Source organism: Metapseudomonas resinovorans DSM 21078 (assembly GCF_000423545.1).
Classification (GTDB): Bacteria; Pseudomonadota; Gammaproteobacteria; order Pseudomonadales; family Pseudomonadaceae; genus Metapseudomonas; species Metapseudomonas resinovorans.
This window is the reverse complement of record NZ_AUIE01000007.1, coordinates 19995-40908: the sequence shown is the minus strand read 5'-3', so window position 1 is coordinate 40908 and position 20914 is coordinate 19995. Positions and strand designations below refer to the sequence as shown.

The following is a 20914-nucleotide window of genomic DNA, read 5'->3' as shown; positions in this document are numbered from 1 at the left end:
GCTCAATCCTTGAAGATCTGCCTGGACACGAATGAGGCACTGAAAAATATGGTGTGGCCACAGGATTGGCAAGTGGCTGGGTATAACCAGATGCCGACGCCTTTAAAGTTTGGCACTGGAGTAGCAACCATGGCGGTTCCTTTACCAGCAGGGTCTGGCGCAACGCCGTAGTCGCCAGTTCCGCAATAGGAACACCTTATCTCGCCGCCAAAGCTATTCAGATAGTTGACGAAATCCTCAGCGGTCACCTGTAGCGCCTTCTCCTTCATGTCCTCGGTCATTGCCTTGGATTCCCGATCGTCCTGCTCGCTCATATTCTGCGCTCATGTATAGATTGGTGATTGATCACTGCCCCACAATCTCCCGATACCGCCGCTGGTACTCCTCGTAGCTCAGGCTGCCCTGTTGCTGCTGGAGCTGCTGGAGCTGGGCATCCTTGGTGGCGTAAGAGGTTGTTGGTACGGTCGAGGCTGCGGCGGCCGGCAGGTAATCGCGGGCGGCCATCCCGCCACAACCAGGCTGGGCGCGATCGAGGATGAGATTGCCCTCGACAGTCATGGCTATGTAGCCGAAGAAGAAGGCAAAGGCCTCGTGATTGATCACCACGTCAGACAGGCCGACGGCACAGCGTTCTTTCTCTACTGCACGGTCGATGGCTTCCTTCATGTTCACCTGGCCCAAAGGGAACAAGACCACGGGAACGGAGTCCTTGCCTTCCACGCGGCGACCCGTTTCGAGCGCCGTCGAGTTCATGTTGAAGTTCTTGGTGCTGGCCACCGTCAGATCGGCCACGCGCATGGTGCAGCCGGACGCCGCAAGAATTGCAAGAACTAGAGCAATGGAGCGCATATCTGATTCCTTTCAGGTTTAGAGATTCTTGGCGCAGTAGACAGAGGCGTTGGCCAGGTTGCTGTCCTGCACGAAATTGATCGGCTGACTGCCGGTGTACGGCGCCTGGCCGATCAGTTGATAGCCAGATCGATAGACCTTAAGCCTGCTGCCGTCCTGAATGCGCACCTGGTTGCCGTCGAACTTGAGGCGCTCCAGCACATTGCTCTCACCCCATGTGTAGCAATGCGAGCCAGTGCCGTCTGAGTTGATGATCAGGGTCATCAGGTAGGGACCCGCACTGCCAGTCCAGACGCCGGCGATATCGCTTGGCGCTGGCTGCGGCTGGACCGACACGAAGTCGTTATTGCGCAAGTCGTCGAAAGGCATGGTGCAGCCGGCAAGTGTGGCGGCCGCAATAAACAGAGCGATGGCGCGCATGGCGACCTCCTTGTCAGTTATTGGTGCGTCTTTCTGATTACGCTGCTTCAAGTTCGCCCAGTTTGATGGCGCCTTCAAGCGGAGCGTTCACGGTAATGAGCGGGAATGCTTTCTTGTCTGCCATGTCCTGCAGCAAGAGAACGCGCTCCCGGAAGGATTGCTGATTCCCTGGCTTAAAGTCGGCTAGCTGAGATTCTGTGGGGATAACGAGCATCATCGCTGCCTGTTGATGATGCTGGATCAGGGCATCGTGATCCTTTAGCTGCTCAAGTCGAAAAATCCGCGAACTGGCCACGTCAAAAAGGCCGCTCATGCGGTATCCCGGCGATAAGGCGCAGATGTTGACCGCCAGACGAGAAGAGAAGTAGTCGCACGCTAGCGAGATCGTCGAGCCACGCACTTGCACATCCACCGAGCGACCGAAATAGGGAACCAGATTCGGGTTCACCTTCTGCATGGCGCGCTTGAACCGCAGCCAGTACATGCTTCGGTCGCGGCCAGTCTTCTCGTCATCCTCCATGTGAATCCCGCTGAGGCTGGAGGTCAGGCTAATCCCCTGCTCGATGATGTCCTCAAGGTCTTCGCCGATACCCTTGCGCTTCTTCCCCAGCGTGACGCCGTGCATGCCGGGTCTGAACTGGCCGTCGAATCGCTGCTTAGCGTGCCGAAGGGCCCGCTGAAGCGCGAGCTCCATCATTCTCAGCATCCCATCAGCCGACTCGCCATAGAGGCATTCGAGAGCTTTCCGGGAAATGGACAGTTGGCCGCTAGCGTACTCCCCGTCGCTAGCCACCACGCCGATGGTCAGACGCTCGCCGGACTGGACAATGGGCTCCATATAGACGGCTGCCCACTCGGCCTCGTAGGTCGGCAGCGGGGGAAAGTCACTGAAGTCCGTGCTGTATTCGATCATCTGCCGAGGTCCAGGGCATGCTGCTTGAGATCGAGGCTGTTGCCGATCAGTAGAGGCATATGATGGACGCGGGCCTGTAGAAATTCCACAACCTCGGTCACGAAGCTGGCCGGCACCCGGCAAGGGCCTGGCAGGCTGCGCATGGCTTGTTCCGAGAAATCGCAATCGTTCAGGGCGAGGGCCTTCTCGTTGATCAGTTGAGCGCTTCGGCGCCGCTCAAACTCATGCACATCAGTGAGCAACTTCTCTAGGAGATGATTGCAAATGGTGCGGTGTGGGGACGACAGAGGCTCACCAAGAGCCTCCTCATGGTCAATCAGCCACAGTTTCCCATCACTCCCCAGAAGCAGGTTCCGCAAGTTGCGGTCAGCGTTGGCGATCAGTTCGTCGAAAACGATGGCCGTCTTGGCGTGCGCCCATTTGTTGAGCAGCCCATTGACGTCATCAGGCCGCACGATGCGGGAGATTGGACGGGCGCCGGTGTCTACGCTGGCCAGGCAGACAACCTGAGCCACATTCAGGCCCACATCCGCACCGCGCGCGATGACAACCGAAGTGTAGGGGACCGGCAGTCCCAGATGCTGCCCAAGCGCTGCACTCAGGACTTCGGCATACATCTGTTTTGGGGGGAGAAGCTTTACATAAGCGTGGTGCTGGTGGCCGCCAGGGAATCGAACCAGCCCATAGAAGAGGGGATTTTTGCCGCGCAGATCCCTGCCCTCGACCTGCTCACCGTTTACATAGATGCCGAGGGCCGGCTCAGTGAGCGCGCTTTTTCTTGCCTTCATGCTTGGTGGCGCCTTCCTTTGCGTGCTGCTTGTTCATGCCGCGCTCAAGCATCTTGAGCATGTCGTCCGGGTTGTCGCCATTTTCCGAATTGCGATGCGCTGCTTCAGCAAGGCCTTCAAGGCTTTTAGGGATCGAGACGTGCCGCTCGACATCCACCACAGCGGTAGCCATGCGGCGAATCTCGTTCGCTAACCGGGCGCTGAAATCGTCGACCTTCACGCCAATAAGCAGAGCGATGTCTGCCGCCGCCTTCGCATTGAGGGCGTTCCTGCCGGAAAGGTAGTTGTTCAGCGAGCCCTGCGTGATGTCGAGCAGGTGTGCGGCCTTCTCTTGTGTCAGGCCGAGCTCATCCTTCCTGGAGTCGAATAGCGCCTTCAGGGCTGCGCATTCGTCCTGTTCCCATGGCTCACGTGGTTTTCTTTTGTCTTTGGTGCTCATAGGCGTGAGCGTATTCCTAGCGGCAATAAGCTCACAAATGCCGCCGGCATTGACGTTTATATTGTCGGCGGCAATAATTGGGTTGTGCATCGCTAAGAGGCAATCCAATGAAACGTGTCCAACTGAGTGAGTTTGCAAAGGCTCACGGCCAAACCAAGGCCGCTCAGCTGCTGGGGATGGCCCAGGGCTCCTTGAGCAAGGCCATCCGCACGGGTCGCGACGTTTACGTCACGGAGCATGAGGACGGCACCTTCACCGCTGAAGAGCTGCGTCCGTTTCCGTCCCAGCACCCAAAAAAGCCTGAGGCCGCCTAACCGCCAGCGAAGTCGCCGCGCGGTCGAACCCGGCCGCGCCGGCTTCACACAGTTGATCGCGGACCAGGTCCGCACGGGATTCAAAGGCTTCCGCCACGAGAAGCCGAGTAGATGAGGGCAGAACCTGAATCAGGGCTGCCACGTAACACCGAAGGGCGAGGACTTCGCCCGGCAGTTCAGAGGGGTCATACGGCATGGATGCTTACTTCCGTGTCGGTTGATCGAGTGATGTCAGGTTGCCTCCAACCAGTCGGCGGCGCCACGCGAGAAACGATGAGGAGTTCGCAATGGAAGATTTCGAATGGACATTGCACCGGGAAGTTAAGGGGGAGGGTGGCACTGCCCTGGCCAAGCGCATGGGGGTCAACGAAACCCGTCTGCTGGACTGCGCCAACCCTAACCGGGAAAACCATCGGATGAGTCTGGAGTTGTTCGGACAGGTTCTGACCCACCTGCCAGATGATTCCCGCCGCCGCGTCCTGCGCGCCCTGCTGGCCCAGTTCAACTACGACCTAGTGGTGAGGCCGGAGGCCGCCCAGGCCAATCCGCTGCAGGCCCTGCTGGACCTCGTGGCTGAATCAGCGGACGTCACCCGCTCGATGCACGATGCCCTGGCCGACGGCCGCATCACCAGCTCCGAGAAGTTCACCATCCGCCGCGAGATCGGCGAGGTGCGTCACGCGCTCGATGTTCTCGAGCAGTCCGTGAGCAAGGTGGCCTGAGATGGCCGGCGACTGGATCAAGATGCGCACCGATCTCTTGACGAGCCCGAAAGTCATCCGCATGGCGTCCGCCTTGAAAGCGGACAGATTTCGGATTGTTGGTGGACTGCTGTCCGTTTGGAGTCTGTTTGATTCGCACTCGGAAGACGGAATCCTGTCCGGTTATTCGCTTGAAGCACTCGACGAGTTGGCAGCGTGGCCCGGCTTTTCGGCTGCCATGGTGGCGGTCGGCTGGCTCGAAAACACCGGGGATGCGCTGCATCTTCCGCGCTTCGAAGCCCACAACGGCGCGTCTGCCAAGCGTCGGGCGCAGGATAAGGACCGCAAACAGAATGAACGGAAAACGTCCGCATCCGGTGCGGACAGAAAGGGGACTAGAGAAGAGAAGAGAAGAGAAGAAGAAAACAACAACACAGGCGACAGCGTCGATGCCCGTCAGCGGTTCGAGATGTTCGAAGCCTGGCAGCCGGACGAGGTCAGTCTGGCCCCCCAGCTGCGCACCATGGGCATCACCCAGGCCCAGATCACCCCGGAGGCGGTTTCCGAGTTCGTGTCGTACTGGATCACCCAGCACGTCGCGGACACCCAGAAGTCCTGGTGCCGAAAGCTGGTGCTGGCGATCAAGAACGCCGGCGTTCGGGCTGCTGCTGAACCCAAGACACCGCCTCGCACCTCCCGTCCCACCACCAGCAAGCACACCGGCCTGAACGGCCAAGACCTTATCGCCGGACTGGAGGCCAATCCCGATGGAACCTACTCGCTCTAACTCGCTGGTCGAAAGCCTGGCCCGCCTGACGCATTCGGCTGGCATCGTCGGCACGGCCCCGTCCAGCTGCGACATCCACGGGGGTTTCATCGCCAGCCGTCTGCGTGATGGCCAGCTCACCGGCTGCCCGGAGTGTTCCCGTGCCCGCCAGGCTGTGCAGGAGGCCGAGGAACGCGCCGAACTGCAACGCCAGGCGGTGGCCGCACGCCTGGAGCGCCTGCTGGGTCAAGCCCTGATCCCACAGCGGTTCAAGACCAAGACTTTCGACAACTACCGCGCCGAGAGTGACAAGCAGCTCATCGCCCTGGCTGCCTGCCGTGGTTACGCCGATCGCTTCGCCGAGAACCTGGAGGCCGGCCGCTGCCTGATGCTGCTGGGCAAGGTTGGCAACGGCAAGACCCATCTGGCCGCCGCCGTGGCCGCCGTGGTGATCGAGCAGCACCGCTGCAATGCCATGTACACCACGGTTTCCCGCGTCTGCCAGCAGGTTAAGGCGAGCTATTCGAAGGAGTCCACCCAGTCCGAGCGAGAGGCCCTGGACATCTTCCGCACGCCGGACCTGCTGATCCTGGACGAGGTGGGCGCGAGCTACGGCACCGAATTCGAGCGGATGGTCATGTTCGAGGTGATCAACGCGCGCTACGAGGACGTGAAGCCGACCATCGTGATCTCCAACCTGGCGCCTGGACCGCTGGTCGCGGCTCTGGGCGACCGCACTGTGGATCGGCTCCGCGAAGGTGGTGGGGTGGTGGTGGTGTTCGATTGGGAAAGCGCTCGGCGGGAGGCGTCCAATGGCTGAGCGACTTCGAATCCGGCAGCTATGTGATTCCGAAGGGCGTCCGCGTCCGCATCACTGGCGGACAAATTGCGGATATACCGTTATCCCGTGCCGGTCGCTGGCCGCCGGTTTCGGCAATGGCATCGCGCTGATTCGCCAAGGCGATGAGGCCCCGTTTGCCTACGTAGGTAGCGAGTCTGAGGCCTATGCCGTGATTCGGGCCGACAAGACCTCCAGCGAGGTACCGGCATGATGCAGGGACGCAACGTCACCCAAGCCCAGAAGGACTGGCACCACATGCTGGTGCAGGGCGTCGGCTGCATTGCCTGCCGCGTCGACTCCGGCGAGTTCAACGACTTCTGCAGCATCCACCACATCGACGGCCGTTCGAAGCCGCATGCTCACTGGAACGTGCTGCCGCTGTGCGCCGCCCACCACCAAACCGGTGGGGAAGGGGTGGCCCTGCATCACAACAAGGCCCGCTTCGAGGCTCGTTTCGGTAAGCAGCGCGACCTGCTCGATCGCTGCATGCAGATCCTGGCTGATGCCGGTCATGACATCCCGGCCTGCTTCCTGGCCTGGTTCGACGGGGAGGGCATCGAGGCATGAGCAGTCGCGACTCCCTCCGCACCGTGGGCCAGGTGATCAACTGGTGGGTCGGCCGCATCGAGCAGAACCGTACGGTGTCGGCCAGCTACCGCCGCACCATGGGCAGCCTGGCGCGCCGTCACCTGATTCCCCGTTTGGGTAGTGTGAAGCTGAAGCAGCTGAGCCGCGCCGTGGTGGACGACAAACTGGTCTGGCCGATGCAGCAGACCCACTCGCCGCACACCGCACACAAGGCCCTGCAGGGGTTGCAGCAGTCGCTGGCACTGGCTGAGAAGCAAGGGCGAATTGAGGCCAACCCGCTGGCCTCGGTGAGCTGGAAGGACTTCTGGACCGGCAACCTGCCGCCGCGTCCGGCGGGCTTGCTGCCGGTGGCTGTGCCGACCCTGTTGCCGCACCTCTGCCAGACGCTGAATCAGGACCCGGTGGCCGGCATGCTGGCCCTGATGATGCTCGCGCACGGAACCCGCATCGGTGAGACCTGCCTGGCGCAGTGGCAGCACATCAGCCTGCCGGAGCGGGTGTGGATCATCCCAGCGCAGAACACCAAGACCGGGAACGAGCTGGTGGTGCCGCTGACCGACCAGGTGTGCGCGCTGCTCACTCGCTACCGCGAGCTGCAGCACCCGGCCCGCCGCAACAGCCCGTGGGTGTTCGCCATGGCCGGCGGCGCCCAGCTGTCTCCCGCGATGGCCTCGCACATGTTCCGCGCGATGAGCAATCGCCAATGGCGGAGCCACGACCTACGCAAGCTGGCCAGGACCGTGTGGGCCGAACTTGGCATCGACTTCCTGGTGGGCGAGCTGATGCTCAACCACTCCATGGGCAAGCTCGCCAGCACCTACATCAAGACCGGCATCGACCAGGCCCGCCGCAAGGGGTTGGAGGCCTGGCACGCATGGCTCGATGAGCGCGGTTTCGCCGAAGCCCACAGGCTGAAAAGTGCCGAAATAAGCTTTTCCTCGACTGCCGTTCCGGACTAGTGCGGCGCGGCATGCAGCCGAATTTTAACTTTCTAAATGAGGTAGATGAAATGGCCGGTTTTATCGCGTACGTCGCACTCTGCGTGGCCGCCGGCGCTATCTCCGCAAGGGGTGCATGGCGAGGGTTCGGGATCGGCGTCTGCATGTACCTGATGTTCCAGCTTGGAAGGACTTGGTAATGGTCAGGAAGGGGATGAAGGGCTTTCAGGCTCTCGGTCGATTGAAGGCCGGCGAGATGAACAAGACCGAAGCGGAGTACGACCGCCTGTTGAAGCAGCGCCAGCACGCTGGGGAAATCCTCTGGTACCGCTTCGAAGGGGTGAAGCTCCGCCTGGCCGACAAGACCTTCTACACCGCTGACTTCTTCGTCATGAACGCCGCCTTCGAGCTGGAGGTGCACGAGGTGAAGGGTTTCTGGACCGACGATGCGCGGGTGAAGACCAAGGTCGCCGCCGACCAATACCCTTTCCGCTTCCTCGGCATAACCAAGGGCAAGCGCGGGGCCGGCTGGGAAGTGGAGCAGTTCTGATGGTGGCCATGCTCAAGCTGGAGCGCTGCGAGATTTGCCAGGGGGCCGGGCACATCAAGGGGATTTTCCATCGGATGGAGTGCGCCGGCTGCAATGGCGGCGGGTTCGTCACTCCCGATGGCAAGCCGTTGGAGTATCCGGTGCTGGTTCAGCAGCTCCGCCTCCGATTGGCTCGATCGGGCAATGAGCGCCGGATGATGCAGGCGGCGCTGGAGAAGGCAGGTCTCTGGCCACTGGCAGGGCCGGGCGATGACTACGTGGGACGCAGTAACCGTCGCGGGGTAGGCGGCGGCAACATGACTGGGGATTGAGGGGGAGAAGGACATGATCTACAGCGGAGTACTCTCGGCAATCGTTTCGGCCCTGGCGGCGGAGACCATCGACAACACCTCGAAGCAGGCCTGGCAGAAGCTGTATCGGCCTGGCTACCAGGACGGCTTCGACCTGGCCACTCTGGTTCGATCAGGCGCTCACGATGGTATCCAGCGCACGGACGCTGACTGCTGGGTATTTGCCCGGCTGCATAGCCAACTCAAGCCCCGCCACTGGGCTGCGCTGGTTGCCCGCTACAGCACCCATAAAGGCCGGAAGGTGGAGGCCATTGGCAAGCTGGCCCCGCTGATCGCCTCCCATGCGCCTAAGTTGTTTGTGGCCAGGGCTGTCACGGCATGGGCAATTCCGCCGCTGAAAGGGGCAGAAGGGAAGCGTTCCACCGACATGATCATCCTGCCCACCCGCTTTTATGACATGACGACCTGGGATGACCAGGGTCTCAACCGCTCCACCTACTGGCGGTGGCGCAGTGGGATCGAAGGTTGTCTCGAGGAAATGGTTAAGGAAGCGGTGGCGTGCTCTGAGGAAATATTGCGCATTGAGGGCGTATTGCTTGATGTGGCTGCTTGACATTGGTGCAACCGTGCAACAGAATTTCATCAATCTGCGGAATTTGCGCAACTGAACATCAAAAAGCCCTGGCCAAAACGCCGGGGCTTTTTGTTTGGAGTCCACATGAGCCTGGAAACGCGGATTCGCCGTTGGTACTACCACGCCGAACGCCAAGGTCTGGTGCTCGACAGCATCCTGATTCACCCGGACGACTACTGGCGCAATCGCGACCAACTGCGGTTCCTGCCTATTCGGGTGATCGGGCTCACTTTGGAGATCGATGATGTCCGCTGACCACAACGACTCTGCTGCCGTGAAGAGCCTTGGCTATCTGGTCTTGGCGATAATCGTCGCCGTTGCTGCTTTCGCCTTCTACTTCTGATTCCCTCGCTGCTTCCCCTCATCAGCAGCTCCCTCTGCCGGCTACCCCGCCGGCGTTTTATTTGGAGATCACCTTATGGCTGAGCCAAGCGCTGGCGGTATCGCCCTGCTCGGCCTTGGCGGCATTGGTGGCGCGGCGCTCGTGCCCGGTGTCGACATGAATGCGGTGATCGGTGCCTTCGCCGGCGCCATGTTCTTTGTGGTGTACGCCAAGGACCTCTCTGCCCTGGCGCGCATCGGCTACTTCATCGCCTCATGGATCGTGGGGTACTACGTCGCCAGCGAAATAATAGGGCGCGAGTGGGCCAAGACGTCCGGCCTGGTCGCTTTCGGCGGCGCCTTGTTCTGCGTCGTCGTGGGCACCAGCTTGCTGGAGTGGGTGCAGGGAGGAAAGACGCCTGGTTGGCTCCGCTTCATTGCGGACCGCTTCGGAGGTCGAAATGGTTGATCCCTGGACCCTGGCTGCTGCCTCGATCTGCAGCGCCATCTGCTTGCGCATTGCCTCGTTCCGGCGCGGCTCGCTGCGTTATCGCCTGGGCGTGTCGCTGGTTGCTTATCTGCTGTGCATCGGCACCGGCGGCTATGCCTTGGAAGTGTTCGGCGATGCGCTGGTTGGGCGAACCGCGAACGCCATTTCACCCTGGCTGCTGATCATCCTCGGTGCCGTGATGGTCCTGATCTACCGCGCCAAGGGTAACGTCGCCCGCGTATTCCAGATGGACTGGCCGGACAAGTGGGACGGAAAGGATCGCCGCCATGGCTAAGCGCCTTGGCCAGCAGGACTACATCGACGCCGCGCCCGCCTTGGGCGTTCCGGTGGCAGCGGTCAAGGCCGTGGTCACCGTCGAGAGCCGGGGCAACGGCTTCTACACCGATGGACGCCCGGTGATCCTGTTCGAGCGCCACGTGTTCCGCCGCCAGTTGGCCAAGCGCAACATCCCGACCCAGCTCCTCGAGCTGCAGCATCCCGAGATCGTCAACGCGAAGGCCGGGGGCTACAGAGGCGGGGCAGCCGAGCACGACCGCCTGGACGCTGCCGCCAAGATCAACCGCGACGCGGCCCTGGAGTCTGCGAGCTGGGGGCTGTTCCAGCTCATGGGCTTCCACTGGCAGCCGCTGGGCTTCTCGACCCTGCAGGCGTTCGTCAATGCCATGTACCGCTCCGAGGGAGACCAGCTTCAGGCCTTCGTCGCCTTCGTGAAAGCCAACCCCGGCATGCACGCCGCGCTCAAGGCGCGTGACTGGGCCAAGTTCGCCCGCCTGTACAACGGCGCCGAGTACGCCCGCAATGCCTACGACCAGAAGCTGGCCGAGGCCTATTCGAGGTTCATATGACCCCCGAGCAATTCGCCTATTGGCTGCAGGGCTTCGCTGAGCTGAACCCGCAGGCGCCGACCGCCGAGCAGTGGCGGGCGATTCGCGACCACCTGAATCTGGTGTTCAAGAAGGAAACGCCGGTTCGCATCGGGCCTACTCCCCGCATCCCGTTCATGCCCGTGGTTGATGATAGGACTTCGCCTAGATTCCCCAATCTGCCGGACTTCACTCGCGGCCCATTGATCACCTGCTGAGGGAACCACCATGCAACTGATCGACAACGTCTCCCAGCTGTTCAAGATGACCAGCGTGCAGATTGCCGGCGTCACCGGCTTGCTGGCCCTGGCTGAGCAGTTCCTGCCGCAGCTGGCCGGCGTGCTGCCGCCCGTGGCCTATGCCGTGCTGTCGGCCGTGGTGATCATCGCTCGTGCTGTGAAGCAACCGAGCCTGAAGTAAGCCGTCATGGCCAGCCTCCACCTCACCCTGCGCATCACCTACGCCTGGTGGGTGATGCCCTACCTGCGTGCCGTGGCGACGTTCGCCTGGCTGACGGGTATGGAGCCGGACTGCGCCAAGCTGGTCGAGACCATGATGCGCGGCGTGAAGTTCGAGGTGGTGAGCGAATGACTGACCTCAAGATCGTGCCGCTGCGCCAGGGCGACTATCAGGACCCTGTCTGCGCCCTGAAGGAGCTGATTCGCCTGATCGAGACCGGCGAGGTGACCGCCGTCGAGGTCGGTACTGTGATCCTGCGCTGCAAGGATGGCGAGATCGAAACCTTTGCCCTCGGCCAGAAGGCTGAGCCGCTAGCAGTGGTCGGCCTGCTCGAGATGGGCAAGGCGGTGATCATTGAAGCTGCCCTGTATCCGGAGCCCTGATATGTCAGTCCTGTCTGCTGAAGCTGGAAAGCTGATTTGCGATGCCTTGGGCATTGACCCGAATGGCGCCCGAGAGATCCACCTACACCTGGTGGCCGGCGACCTTGTGCACATGGAAGTGCACTCCACTGTGCAGCGAGAAGCCCTCGGCAATCTGGTGCAAATCATCAAGCGATTCGAGCTGACCGAAACTGCATCGGAAACCGTCGATACCGAACCTGGTGGCGTGGTTGATACGACCGCTATCACGGATGAGGTCCGTAGCTACGCCAAAGCCCAGATCAACATTGCGCTGCCCGGTGTTACTGATGAGCGAGAGGCGCGGGAAGCGGCCGCTGCTGTTCGTCGGGAAATCACCAATGGTGCCGCACGTGACACCTGATGGCCTGCTCTGGCTGCGCCAAGCGTCGAGCATGGCTGAAGAAGTGGATGGAGGTAGCGCGTGAACGTTCAAGAGCAATCTTTGCTGGTAGTCAGGACCGACAAGCCGATGGAGCGGGAGACCCGCCTGTTCCTGCTGGATCAACTAAAGCAGATCGCCGAGCCGATGGGGATGAAGCCCCTGGTCCTGAGTGATGGCCTGCAGGCTGGTATCCATAGCGATATCCGGCCGTTGCTGGAGTCCATGGTGGCCGAACAGCAGAAGACCAACAGCTTGCTCGCTGCTCTCGTTGAGGCGCTGGCTGAGGAAGGCCAGGACCCGGATGCCCCGCCTGCACGTTATCTGGACGGGAACATGGTTCGCTGATGGCCAGGCTAACAACGGTCAAGCCACGTGTGCAGATGGCCAACACCAGCCGCGTGCAGGCGCTTCCCGTAGTAGCTGATCGCCGTATCACTGGTCGCAAGCTCCAGGATCGCCGGCTGAAGGTCTGGTCGGAGAACCCACGCTGCGCCATGTGCGGCAGGGTGTGCGACTTTCCGTCCGGCTTTGAACTGGACCACAAGGTGCCGCTGTACCAGGGCGGCGCCGACACCGAAGACAACTGCCAGGTGCTGTGCGTCAGCGTCAAGCTCGTCGATGGACAGAGGGTCAAGAGCGGCTGCCACGCCGAGAAGACGCAGCGGGACATGCAGGGCTGACCCCAGGGGGGTAGGTCAAATTCCGGCATCCCTTCCGGCTGGAAACCGCGCCCGAACTCATTTGCAGAAAAAATCCCCCTTTCAAACCTCGGTAATCAGCAAATGGCAGGCGTAAAAGGAAAGAGCGGCGGCCCTCGCAAAGGCAGCGGCGGCGCGCGGCCTGGCGCTGGTCGAAAGCCGAAAAATGCCGCTCAGAAATCAGCAAATGAGGCGCCCAAGGTTGTCGAGGAGTACCTCGAACCTCAACCGCATGGTGGTGCGCTGAAGCGCGCCGAGTCGTCGCCGGTTGAGGTGCCGGAGATGGACATGCTGGGGCTGCTTCAGGAAATCGCCTTGGGGCGGCTGGACGTGAGTGATCGCCAGCTACGAGCGGCGATCGCTGCGGTGCAGTACACCCACGCGAAGAAGGGTGAGGGCGGGAAGAAGGATGAGCGCGCCGAGGCCGCAAAGGCCGCTGGCAAAAAGTTCGGTTCGACCCCGCCCCCGTTGCGCGCGGTGAAGTGATATGGAATGGACGACCGCATGTCCGAACTGGGCTGAGCGCCTGACCCGAGGCGACTCGATCATCCCACCGCCCATCTTCCCGGAGATGGCGGAGCATGCGCTGGACGTGTTCAAGCAGCTCAAGATCGTGGACGCACCGGGCAGCCCGACTTTCGGTGAAGCCTGTGCTCCCTGGGTGTTTGACCTGGTCGCTTCGATTTTCGGCGCCTACGACCCGGAGACCGGGCGCCGGCTGATCACCGAGTGGTTCATCCTGATTCCGAAGAAGAACAGCAAGAGCACGATCGCCGCTGGGATCATGATGACAGCCCTGGTGCTGAACTGGCGCCAGTCGGCCGAGTTCTCGATTCTCGCGCCCACGGTAGAGGTGGCGAACAACGCCTACGCCCCGGCGAGAGACATGACGCAGCGCGATGAAGATCTCGACGCGCTGATGCACGTGCAGACGCACATCAAGTCGATCACCCACCGGGAAAGCGGCGCGACGCTGAAAGTGGTTGCCGCCGACTCCAACACGGTGGGCGGCAAGAAGTCGGTCGGCACCCTGGTCGACGAGCTTTGGCTCTTCGGCAAGCGGCACGACGCGGAGAACATGCTGCGTGAAGCCATCGGTGGCCTAGCCTCTCGCCCGGAAGGTTTCGTCATCTACCTGACGACGCAGTCGGACGAGCCACCGGCTGGCGTGTTCAAGCAGAAGCTCCAGTACGCCCGCGATGTGCGGGATGGGGTCATCGAAGACAGGCGCTTCGTCCCGGTGATTTTCGAGCATCCGCCGGAGATGGTGGATCGGAAGGAGCACCTGCTGGCCGAGAACCTGGCGCTGGTGAATCCGAACCTTGGCTATTCGGTCGACGAAGAGTTTCTGCTCCGCGAGTATGCCAAGGCCAAGAGCGGCGGAGAGGAGTCGTTCCGGGGTTTTCTGGCGAAGCATGGCAATGTCGAGATCGGCCTGGCTCTTCGCTCTGACCGCTGGGCCGGTGCCGACTTCTGGGAAGGCGCTGTTGAGCCATGCACGTTCGACGGGCTGCTCAAGCGGTGCGAGGTGATAGACCTCGGCATCGACGGCGGTGGTCTGGACGACTTGCTCGGTGCTTACGCCATTGGGCGCGAGAAGGAAACCGGAAGGAAGCTCGGCTGGGGACATGCCTGGGCGCATCCATCGGTGATGGAGCGCCGCAAGGAGATCGCCCCGGCCCTTCAGGATTTCGCCAAGGCAGGCCACCTGACGCTCGTCAGGCGCGTCGGTGACGACGTGGATGAGCTGGCGGGCATTGCCGAGCAGATCCATGAAGCCGGCCTGCTGGATAAGATCGGCTGCGACCCTGTCGGGCTGGGCGCCATCCTCGACAAGCTGGAGGAGCGCGGCATCCCGAACGACAAGATTGTCGGGGTGAGCCAGGGCTGGAAGCTGGGCGGGGCGATCAAGACCGCCGAACGCTGGCTGGCCGAGGGGAGTTTCGCCCCATCCGCCCAGCCCATGATGGCCTGGTGCGTCGGCAATGCCCGGGTAGAACCCCGCGCCAACTCGATCCTGATCACCAAGCAGGCCAGCGGCTCGGCCAAGATCGACCCGCTGATGGCCATGTTCAACGCCGTCACGCTGATGGCGCTGAACCCGCCGGCCGCGACCAAGAAGTTTCAGATGTTCGTCCTGGGCTGAGCCCAGACCACCACGGCCCCGCACTACGGGGCTTCGTCGTTTCTGGAGCCCCGAAATGAATCGAGCCTATAGCGTCCTCGAGGTTAAGGCGCTGGACGATGGCCAGCGTGTCATTACCGGTGTCGCAACTACTCCGAGCCCCGATCGCGTCGGCGACATCGTTGAACCGCTCGGCGTGCAGTTCAAGAACCCAATGCCGCTGCTGTGGCAGCACTGGCATGACAAGCCGGTCGGCACCGTCACTTTCGACAAGCCTACCGAAAAGGGCATCACCTTCACCGCCAAGCTGGCCGATGTTCAGGAGCCCGGAAAGCTCAAGGACCGCATCGACGAGGCCTGGCAGTCAATCAAGGCTGGCCTGGTCCGTGGTGTCTCCATCGGCTTCAGCCCCATCGAGTACAGTTGGATGGATGACGGCGGTATCCGCTTCATCCAGTCCGAGGTCTACGAACTTTCCCTGGTCACCGTCCCGTGCAACGTGGAAGCGACCATCAACACCATCAAGTCCCTCGATCGGAAGCAGCTGGCCGCGCTTGGCCGCAAAGCTGTCACGGTCGTCCGTGCTCTACCCGCCGGCGCTTCGGCACCCCGCACCAAATCCCTCAAGTCTCCGAAGCCCGAGGAGGGCAATGACATGAAAACCATCGCAGAACAGATCGCGGAGTTCGAAGCAACCCGCGTCGCCAAGGCTGCCGACATGGAAGCCATCATGACCAAGGCTGCCGAAGACGGTGTGACCCTGGACGCCGAGGAGTCGGAGCAGTTCGACACCCTGCAATCCGAGATCGATGCGATCGACAAGCACATCGGCCGCCTGAAACTGATGCAGAAGTCCCAGGCCGCCAGCGCCAAGTCGGTCGCTGAGGATCAGACCCAGCGCATCAAGACCCTGGACATGAAGGGCGACCTGCAGGTGCGCGCCAAGAACACCCAGAAACTGGAGCCCGGCATCGCCTTCGCGCGCGCCGCCAAGTGCCTCGCCCTGGGCCACCTGGAGCACCGTGACGCCATCGGCATCGCCAAGGCGCTGTATGACGGCCAGGACAACGTCATCGCCGCGACCCAGCGCCTGGTGACCAAGGCCGCGGTCGGCGCTGCCACCACTTCCGATGCCACCTGGGCTGGCCCGCTGGTGGGTGATGAGACCAGCGTCTTCGCTGACTTCGTTGAGTACCTGCGCCCGCAGACCATTCTCGGCCGCTTCGGCCAGAACGGCATTCCCAGCCTGCGCCGCGTGCCGTTCCGTGTCCCGCTGATCGGACAAACCTCCGGCGGTGACGGTTACTGGGTTGGCGAGGGTCAGGCCAAGCCGCTGACCAAGTTCGACTTCGAGCGCAATACCCTGGAGCCGCTGAAAGTCGCCAACATCGCTGTGGCCACTATGGAAGTCATCCGTGACTCCAGCCCGTCCGCCGATGGCATCATCCGTGACCAGCTCGCCGCCGCCCTGCGTCAGCGCCTGGACATCGACTTCATCGACCCGGACAAGGCCGCGTCGGCTGGCGTGTCTCCGGCCTCCATCCTCAACGGTGTGGTGGGCATCGCCTCCAGCGGCACCGACGCGGACGCGGTGCGCGCCGACCTGAAAGCGCTGTTCAGCGCCTTCATCGCCGCCAACAACGCGCCGACCTCCGGTGTGTTCATCATGACCGCGACCATGGCGCTGTCCCTGAGCCTGATGGTCAACGCCCTGGGTCAGCCGGAGTTCCCCACCATCACCATGATGGGCGGCAGCCTCAACGGCCTGCCGGTGATCGTCTCGGAGTTCGTGCCGACCGATTCCAGCGGCTCCCTCGTGGCGCTAGTCAACGCCAGCGACATCTACCTGGGCGACGAGGGCGGCATCGATCTGTCGATGTCCACCGAGGCGTCCCTGCAGATGGACAACGCGCCGGACAACCCGACCACCGCCAGCACCGTCCTCGTGTCGCTGTGGCAGCGCAACCTGGTCGGCTTCCGCGCCGAGCGCACCATCAGCTGGGCGCGCCGCCGTACCTCGGCGGTTGCCTACCTGACCGGTGTCAACTGGGGCGGTTAAGTGAGAACGGGGCGCTTCGGCGCCCCTGACTCCCTGGAGGGTCTATGAGCGTCCAAGTTATCGATGTGAAAACCGGCCAGCTGAAAAGCATGTCGGAGCGGTACGCGCGGATTCTGGTGAAGATGAAGCGGGCCCGTTGGCCGGATCAGGAAGGTCAGTCGATTGCGCCGGAGGTGATTCTGCCGCCGTCCTCCGGATTGGTCCGGCAGGTTGAAGTCAAGGTCTCGAAAGCGGCCAAGGCTCTGGCTGAGTCTGCGGGTATCGACCTGAACAAGGTCGCCGGTACCGGCACCGATGGCGCGATCACCAAACCCGATGTGGAAGCCTTCATTGTCGCACAGCAACCCCAGGAGTAACCGATGCGCCTGTTCGGCTTCGAAATCACTCGCCAGCAGAAGGCCCTGTCAAATGTGCCTGTCTCCCGTGGCTGGTGGCCACTGATTCGCGAGCCGTTCACGGGCGCCTGGCAGCGCAACAAGGAAGAGCGTCTGGATAGCCTGCTGCAGTACCCGACGCTCTACGCCTGCGTTTCCCGCGTTGCCACCGATATCGGCAAGCTGCCGTTCGCCCTGAAGGCGAAGAATTCCAACGGCATCTGGGAGGTGGTGGAGAATGCCGCCTATTCCCCGGTGCTGCGCAGGCCGAATCACTACCAGACTGCCCAGCAGTTCCGCGAATACTGGGCGCTGTCGAAGCTCAGCCAGGGCAACACCTACGTCCTGAAGTCGCGCGACAGCCGCAATGTGGTGGTCGGCCTGTACATCCTCGATCCCTGCCGGGTGATGCCGCTGGCGTCCGACTCCGGCGAGGTGTTCTACCAGCTCTACACCGACAACCTGAACCTGCTGCCCGATGACGACGGCCAGTTGATCGTGCCGGCCTCGGAAATCATCCACGACCGCTGTATCTGCCCGTTTCATCCGCTGATTGGCCTGCCGCCGATTGCCGCGGCCCATTGGCCGGCGCTGAAAAACATGCGCATCTTGAAGTCGTCGGCCGAGTTCTTCGCCAACAACGCGCAGCCGTCCGGCATTTTGTCCGCCCCGGGCGCGATCAGTGACGGCACGGCCGACCGCCTCAAGACCTACTGGAACGAGAACTTCACCGGATCCAACGCCGGCAAGGTCGCCGTGGTCGGTGACGGTCTACAGTTCGTTTCCCTGGCCTCGAAGTCCGTGGATTCGCAGATGGTCGAGCAACTGCGCTATTCCGATGAGCAGATTTGCCAGCCCTTCGGCATCCCGCCGTTCAAGGTCGGACTGGGCACCATCCCGTCCGGGCTAGGCGTGGACGCGATCAACCAACTGTACTACGACGACGCCCTGCAGTCGCACATCCAAGCCATGGAAACCCTGATCACCGAGGGCCTGAACGCCACTCCGTACAAGGTGGACATGGATGAGACGGTGCTGATGCGCATGGATGCTGGCAAGAAAGCCGATTACCACCGCACGCTCATCGACGGCAGCATCGAGACCATCAACGACGCGCGTTACGACTTCAATCTGCCCCCGCTCCAGGGCGGCGATACCGTCTACATGCAGATGCAGGACATGCCGCTGGACCAGGTCCGGCAGAACACCATCGTCCGCGTCAGCGAGGAAACGGTACCGGCGCAAGAGCCAGCCGCCGCCGAGTCGGTGAGCACTGATGCCGACGAACAAACCCAGAAAGCCCTGGCGGAACTGTTTCTCATGAAGGCTGTTCAAGCCGCACGCACTGAGGCCATTCAATGATCGACCCAGTAGAGTTCGGCAAGGCGATGGGCACCATCGTCCGCGAAGCCACGGCGCCGCTGCTGGCGCGCATCGAGCAGCTGGAAAAGGCCCTATCCGAGCGCCCTGACCTGGAAGTCGTCGCCAAGCAGGCCGCCGCCCTGGTCCCATCGCCGAAAGATGGCGAGCCGGGCCGCGATGCCGACATGGACGCGCTGAAGGAGCACCTGGCTGAACTGGTCAAGGCGCTCCCGGTGTCTGCCGATGGTCAGAGCGTCACCGCCGAGGATGTCGCACCGCTGATCCGTGAAGAGGTGGCCAAGGCCGTGGCCGAGGTGCCGACACCGAAAGATGGCGAGTCGGTTACCGCTGAAGACGTGCGCCCACTGCTGGTTGAGCTGGTGGGCGAGGCGGTGAAAGCCCTGCCGCCGGCAGAGAAAGGACGGGATGCCGACATGGACGCCCTGCGCAGTCATCTGAGTGACCTGGTAAAGGCCATCCAATTGCCAGCCGTGCCCAGCGTCGAGGAAGTGGCCGCCACCTTCGAGCGGCGCTTCTCCGACCTGACCTTGTCCTGGGAGCGCCAGGCGCGCGATACCTTCGAGAAGGCCGTAGATCGTATACCGAAGCCGCAGGACGGTCGCGACGCGCTGCCGCTGGAGTCCTTCGACATGGTTCTGGGTGATGACGGGCGCACCGTCACCGTGAAGCTGCAGGCCGGCGAAACCGTGATCGAGAAGTCGGTGAAGATCCCGGCCGTGATTGACCGCGACACCTACCGGCACGACGGCACCTATGAGCAAGGCGACGGCGTGTCCTACGGTGGCAGCTTCTGGATCGCCAAATGCGACGCCCCGCAGGGTGTGCCGGGTTCCGGCGAAACCGACTGGCGTTGCGCGGTGAAGAAGGGTCGCGACGGCAAGGACCTGCGCGACAACGCCTCGCGGCATGATCCGAGCAAGGGGGTCAGCATCAAATGATGTACGTCACCCTGGATCGCGCCAAGCAGCACCTGAACATGGATCACGACGAGGACGACACCCTCATCACGACCTACATTCAGGCGGCCTCCGGCGCGGTGAAGAATTATCTGAAGTCGGGCTCACCCTATGAGGTGGAGCGCGACAGCAATGACGATCCGGTGCTCGACAGTAACGGCAACCCCGAGTACTTCCGCGACAGCAGCGGCGACAAGGTGGTCGCCGGCGCGGTTGAGGCGGCCGTGCTGATCATGGTCGGCCATCTGTACAAGGACCGCGACGAGAACCCGGATGGCGCGTTTGAGCAGGGTTATTTGCCCAAGCCCGTCACCGCCTTGCTATATCCCCTGCGCACGCCAGCCCTGGCGTGAGGTGAAGCATGGCTGACTTCTTCCGCAAGCTGTTTGGCGGCCCATGGCGCAAAGAAACGGACATGTTGGATGGCGCCCATGCCGACCGGGTGATTGCCCATCCGCCATTTGACCTGCTCACCGATGGCGGTGATGGGCCGAATCGCCGGCTGCGGGTGGATGTGGCGCAGACCGGTTTTTTCTCAGGCCGCGAGTTCCGCACCTTCCGCGAATGGGAATCGGCCACCAATGGCAGTTTCGTGATCAAGATCACCGTGCCGGTGGATGTGATCCTCTTCGAGTTTCAGGTGCAGGCGGAAGCCGGTAGCGCACGGATTGAAACCCTACGCCCGGGCGATGGCTTGACCGAAGGCGGTACGTTCAGCGAAACCCTGCCGATCATCGCCACCAACACCATGACCGAAAAGCCGCAACCGCCCTATACCCCTATGGTGCAGCTGGTGGCCGGCGGTACGCTGACGGGCACCGGCGTGCCGGGGGTGACTCAACTCGACGTGTCGCGGCTCAAGGCGGCCTCCAACAGCAATTTCGCCTCCACAGTGGGCGGTGAAGGCGGGGCTGAGCGTGGTGTGCCACCCGCGATTTTCTACTGGCGGCTCACCTTCACCGACTTCATCGGGGTGATCAAAGCCCGATGGGAAGAGAGATTGCCATGAGCCTGTCCGCCGGCCGCCTTCGCCACCGTATCGATATTCAGCAGCGCGCCGATGTGCAGGACCCGGTGACCGGCGAGATGGTTCCAGGTTGGGCGACTGTCTGGGCCGCCGTACCCTGCGCCATTGAGCCGCTGTCCGCCCGCGAGTTCATCGCCGCCAAAGCCACCCAGTCACAGGTGGTGGCGCGCATCACGCTGCGCTTCCGCGATGGCCTGGACGCCTCTATGCGCATCTTGCACAAGGGCAAGATCTACAACATCGCCGGACTGCTGCCGGACAAGGACAGCGGCCTGGAATACTTCACCATCCCCGTGTCGCAAGGCGTCAATCAGGGCTGAC

The 20914-nt window shown here is 62.3% G+C and carries 35 protein-coding genes; 29 read left to right on the top strand and 6 right to left on the bottom strand.

The features are described from left to right. Window positions 1-2 precede the first annotated feature (2 nt). Genes G559_RS0107745 through G559_RS29575 form a run of 6 tightly spaced genes read right to left on the bottom strand, consistent with a single transcriptional unit; the run spans window position 3 to window position 3499 of the window. A complete protein-coding gene (locus tag G559_RS0107745; protein ID WP_028627691.1) occupies window positions 3-314 on the bottom strand; it encodes a hypothetical protein in 312 nt (103 codons plus the stop codon). Between the two features lie 31 nt (window positions 315-345). Beyond that, the gene (locus G559_RS0107740; RefSeq protein WP_028627690.1) at window positions 346-849 is read right to left on the bottom strand and encodes a hypothetical protein; all 504 of its coding nucleotides are present in this window, start codon (window positions 847-849) and stop codon (window positions 346-348) included. Between the two features lie 18 nt (window positions 850-867). Beyond that, window positions 868-1269, bottom strand: coding sequence for a J517_1871 family lipoprotein (locus tag G559_RS0107735; RefSeq protein ID WP_028627689.1), 402 nt, complete (start codon window positions 1267-1269; stop codon window positions 868-870). A 37-nt stretch (window positions 1270-1306) separates the two neighbouring features. Then, window positions 1307-2182 carry a hypothetical protein gene (locus G559_RS0107730; RefSeq protein WP_028627688.1) on the bottom strand — a complete coding sequence of 292 codons (876 nt, stop codon included), beginning with the start codon at window positions 2180-2182 and terminating at the stop codon, window positions 1307-1309. Then, a complete protein-coding gene (locus G559_RS0107725; protein ID WP_028627687.1) occupies window positions 2179-2970 on the bottom strand; it encodes a HipA family kinase in 792 nt (263 codons plus the stop codon). Before G559_RS0107725 ends, G559_RS0107730 begins: the two co-directional genes overlap by 4 nt. Next, window positions 2942-3499 carry a helix-turn-helix domain-containing protein gene (locus tag G559_RS29575; protein WP_081667965.1) on the bottom strand — a complete coding sequence of 186 codons (558 nt, stop codon included), beginning with the start codon at window positions 3497-3499 and terminating at the stop codon, window positions 2942-2944. The genes G559_RS0107725 and G559_RS29575 overlap by 29 nt, the downstream gene beginning before the upstream one ends. A 17-nt stretch (window positions 3500-3516) precedes the next feature. On the opposite strand from G559_RS29575, the gene G559_RS0107715 reads away from it, so the two are divergent. From G559_RS0107715 to G559_RS0107560, 29 genes are all read left to right on the top strand, one after another. After that, complete coding sequence (locus G559_RS0107715; RefSeq protein WP_028627685.1) at window positions 3517-3723, top strand: Cro/CI family transcriptional regulator; 207 nt, start codon at window positions 3517-3519, stop codon at window positions 3721-3723. A gap of 287 nt (window positions 3724-4010) precedes the next feature. Then, window positions 4011-4445: a phage regulatory CII family protein gene (locus G559_RS0107710; protein WP_036997112.1), complete on the top strand. Its 435-nt coding sequence runs from the start codon at window positions 4011-4013 to the stop codon at window positions 4443-4445. Between the two features lies 1 nt (window position 4446). After that, entirely contained in the window at window positions 4447-5211 is a 765-nt protein-coding gene (locus G559_RS30600) for a DnaT-like ssDNA-binding domain-containing protein (RefSeq protein WP_162144808.1), read from the top strand. Then, window positions 5192-6010 carry an ATP-binding protein gene (locus tag G559_RS0107700; RefSeq protein ID WP_051246477.1) on the top strand — a complete coding sequence of 273 codons (819 nt, stop codon included), beginning with the start codon at window positions 5192-5194 and terminating at the stop codon, window positions 6008-6010. Before G559_RS30600 ends, G559_RS0107700 begins: the two co-directional genes overlap by 20 nt. Before the next feature lie 228 nt (window positions 6011-6238). Beyond that, window positions 6239-6598, top strand: coding sequence for a Ref family recombination enhancement nuclease (locus tag G559_RS0107695; protein WP_245586480.1), 360 nt, complete (start codon window positions 6239-6241; stop codon window positions 6596-6598). Then, window positions 6595-7578: a tyrosine-type recombinase/integrase gene (locus G559_RS28635; RefSeq protein ID WP_051246474.1), complete on the top strand. Its 984-nt coding sequence runs from the start codon at window positions 6595-6597 to the stop codon at window positions 7576-7578. Before G559_RS0107695 ends, G559_RS28635 begins: the two co-directional genes overlap by 4 nt. A gap of 235 nt (window positions 7579-7813) precedes the next feature. After that, a complete protein-coding gene (locus G559_RS0107680) occupies window positions 7814-8107 on the top strand; it encodes a DUF1064 domain-containing protein (protein WP_245586479.1) in 294 nt (97 codons plus the stop codon). Then, complete coding sequence (locus G559_RS0107675) at window positions 8107-8418, top strand: hypothetical protein (protein ID WP_036997110.1); 312 nt, start codon at window positions 8107-8109, stop codon at window positions 8416-8418. The genes G559_RS0107680 and G559_RS0107675 overlap by 1 nt, the downstream gene beginning before the upstream one ends. A 13-nt stretch (window positions 8419-8431) precedes the next feature. After that, on the top strand, window positions 8432-9010 hold the full coding sequence (locus G559_RS0107670; protein ID WP_028627679.1) for a hypothetical protein: 579 nt from the start codon (window positions 8432-8434) through the stop codon (window positions 9008-9010). A gap of 105 nt (window positions 9011-9115) precedes the next feature. Then, the gene (locus G559_RS30280; RefSeq protein ID WP_155945686.1) at window positions 9116-9286 is read left to right on the top strand and encodes a hypothetical protein; all 171 of its coding nucleotides are present in this window, start codon (window positions 9116-9118) and stop codon (window positions 9284-9286) included. Window positions 9287-9449: 163 nt separating this feature from the next. Next, window positions 9450-9821, top strand: a complete 372-nt coding sequence (locus tag G559_RS0107655; RefSeq protein ID WP_028627678.1) for a putative holin — start codon at window positions 9450-9452, stop codon at window positions 9819-9821. After that, complete coding sequence (locus G559_RS28630) at window positions 9814-10137, top strand: phage holin family protein (RefSeq protein ID WP_028627677.1); 324 nt, start codon at window positions 9814-9816, stop codon at window positions 10135-10137. The genes G559_RS0107655 and G559_RS28630 overlap by 8 nt, the downstream gene beginning before the upstream one ends. After that, window positions 10130-10708, top strand: a complete 579-nt coding sequence (locus G559_RS0107645; RefSeq protein ID WP_028627676.1) for an N-acetylmuramidase family protein — start codon at window positions 10130-10132, stop codon at window positions 10706-10708. The genes G559_RS28630 and G559_RS0107645 overlap by 8 nt, the downstream gene beginning before the upstream one ends. Continuing rightward, window positions 10705-10944: a hypothetical protein gene (locus tag G559_RS0107640; RefSeq protein WP_028627675.1), complete on the top strand. Its 240-nt coding sequence runs from the start codon at window positions 10705-10707 to the stop codon at window positions 10942-10944. Before G559_RS0107645 ends, G559_RS0107640 begins: the two co-directional genes overlap by 4 nt. Before the next feature lie 10 nt (window positions 10945-10954). Further along, a complete protein-coding gene (locus G559_RS0107635) occupies window positions 10955-11146 on the top strand; it encodes a DUF7940 domain-containing protein (protein WP_028627674.1) in 192 nt (63 codons plus the stop codon). Between the two features lie 6 nt (window positions 11147-11152). After that, window positions 11153-11317: a hypothetical protein gene (locus G559_RS30275; protein ID WP_155945685.1), complete on the top strand. Its 165-nt coding sequence runs from the start codon at window positions 11153-11155 to the stop codon at window positions 11315-11317. Next, window positions 11314-11568, top strand: coding sequence for a hypothetical protein (locus G559_RS0107625; protein WP_028627673.1), 255 nt, complete (start codon window positions 11314-11316; stop codon window positions 11566-11568). Before G559_RS30275 ends, G559_RS0107625 begins: the two co-directional genes overlap by 4 nt. 1 nt (window position 11569) lies before the next feature. Continuing rightward, window positions 11570-11950: a hypothetical protein gene (locus tag G559_RS0107620; RefSeq protein ID WP_028627672.1), complete on the top strand. Its 381-nt coding sequence runs from the start codon at window positions 11570-11572 to the stop codon at window positions 11948-11950. A gap of 60 nt (window positions 11951-12010) precedes the next feature. Then, window positions 12011-12316, top strand: coding sequence for a hypothetical protein (locus tag G559_RS30870; RefSeq protein WP_245586478.1), 306 nt, complete (start codon window positions 12011-12013; stop codon window positions 12314-12316). Then, window positions 12316-12651 (top strand): HNH endonuclease signature motif containing protein, encoded by a 336-nt coding sequence (locus G559_RS0107605; RefSeq protein WP_028627670.1) that lies wholly within the window; start codon window positions 12316-12318, stop codon window positions 12649-12651. The genes G559_RS30870 and G559_RS0107605 overlap by 1 nt, the downstream gene beginning before the upstream one ends. A gap of 102 nt (window positions 12652-12753) precedes the next feature. Next, window positions 12754-13155 (top strand): hypothetical protein, encoded by a 402-nt coding sequence (locus G559_RS29785; protein ID WP_081667962.1) that lies wholly within the window; start codon window positions 12754-12756, stop codon window positions 13153-13155. Window position 13156: 1 nt separating this feature from the next. Next, complete coding sequence (locus G559_RS0107595) at window positions 13157-14815, top strand: terminase large subunit (RefSeq protein WP_028627668.1); 1659 nt, start codon at window positions 13157-13159, stop codon at window positions 14813-14815. Between the two features lie 55 nt (window positions 14816-14870). Further along, on the top strand, window positions 14871-16853 hold the full coding sequence (locus tag G559_RS0107590; protein ID WP_028627667.1) for a phage major capsid protein: 1983 nt from the start codon (window positions 14871-14873) through the stop codon (window positions 16851-16853). 44 nt (window positions 16854-16897) lie between these two features. After that, entirely contained in the window at window positions 16898-17209 is a 312-nt protein-coding gene (locus tag G559_RS0107585; protein WP_028627666.1) for an E3 binding domain-containing protein, read from the top strand. A gap of 3 nt (window positions 17210-17212) precedes the next feature. Beyond that, the gene (locus G559_RS0107580) at window positions 17213-18589 is read left to right on the top strand and encodes a phage portal protein (protein WP_028627665.1); all 1377 of its coding nucleotides are present in this window, start codon (window positions 17213-17215) and stop codon (window positions 18587-18589) included. Further along, a complete protein-coding gene (locus tag G559_RS0107575; RefSeq protein WP_028627664.1) occupies window positions 18586-19548 on the top strand; it encodes a hypothetical protein in 963 nt (320 codons plus the stop codon). Before G559_RS0107580 ends, G559_RS0107575 begins: the two co-directional genes overlap by 4 nt. Further along, window positions 19548-19919: a head-tail connector protein gene (locus tag G559_RS0107570; protein ID WP_245586477.1), complete on the top strand. Its 372-nt coding sequence runs from the start codon at window positions 19548-19550 to the stop codon at window positions 19917-19919. Before G559_RS0107575 ends, G559_RS0107570 begins: the two co-directional genes overlap by 1 nt. A gap of 8 nt (window positions 19920-19927) precedes the next feature. Next, a complete protein-coding gene (locus G559_RS0107565; protein WP_028627662.1) occupies window positions 19928-20575 on the top strand; it encodes a hypothetical protein in 648 nt (215 codons plus the stop codon). Window positions 20576-20577: 2 nt separating this feature from the next. Beyond that, on the top strand, window positions 20578-20913 hold the full coding sequence (locus G559_RS0107560) for a phage head closure protein (protein ID WP_455429669.1): 336 nt from the start codon (window positions 20578-20580) through the stop codon (window positions 20911-20913). Window position 20914 lies beyond the last annotated feature (1 nt).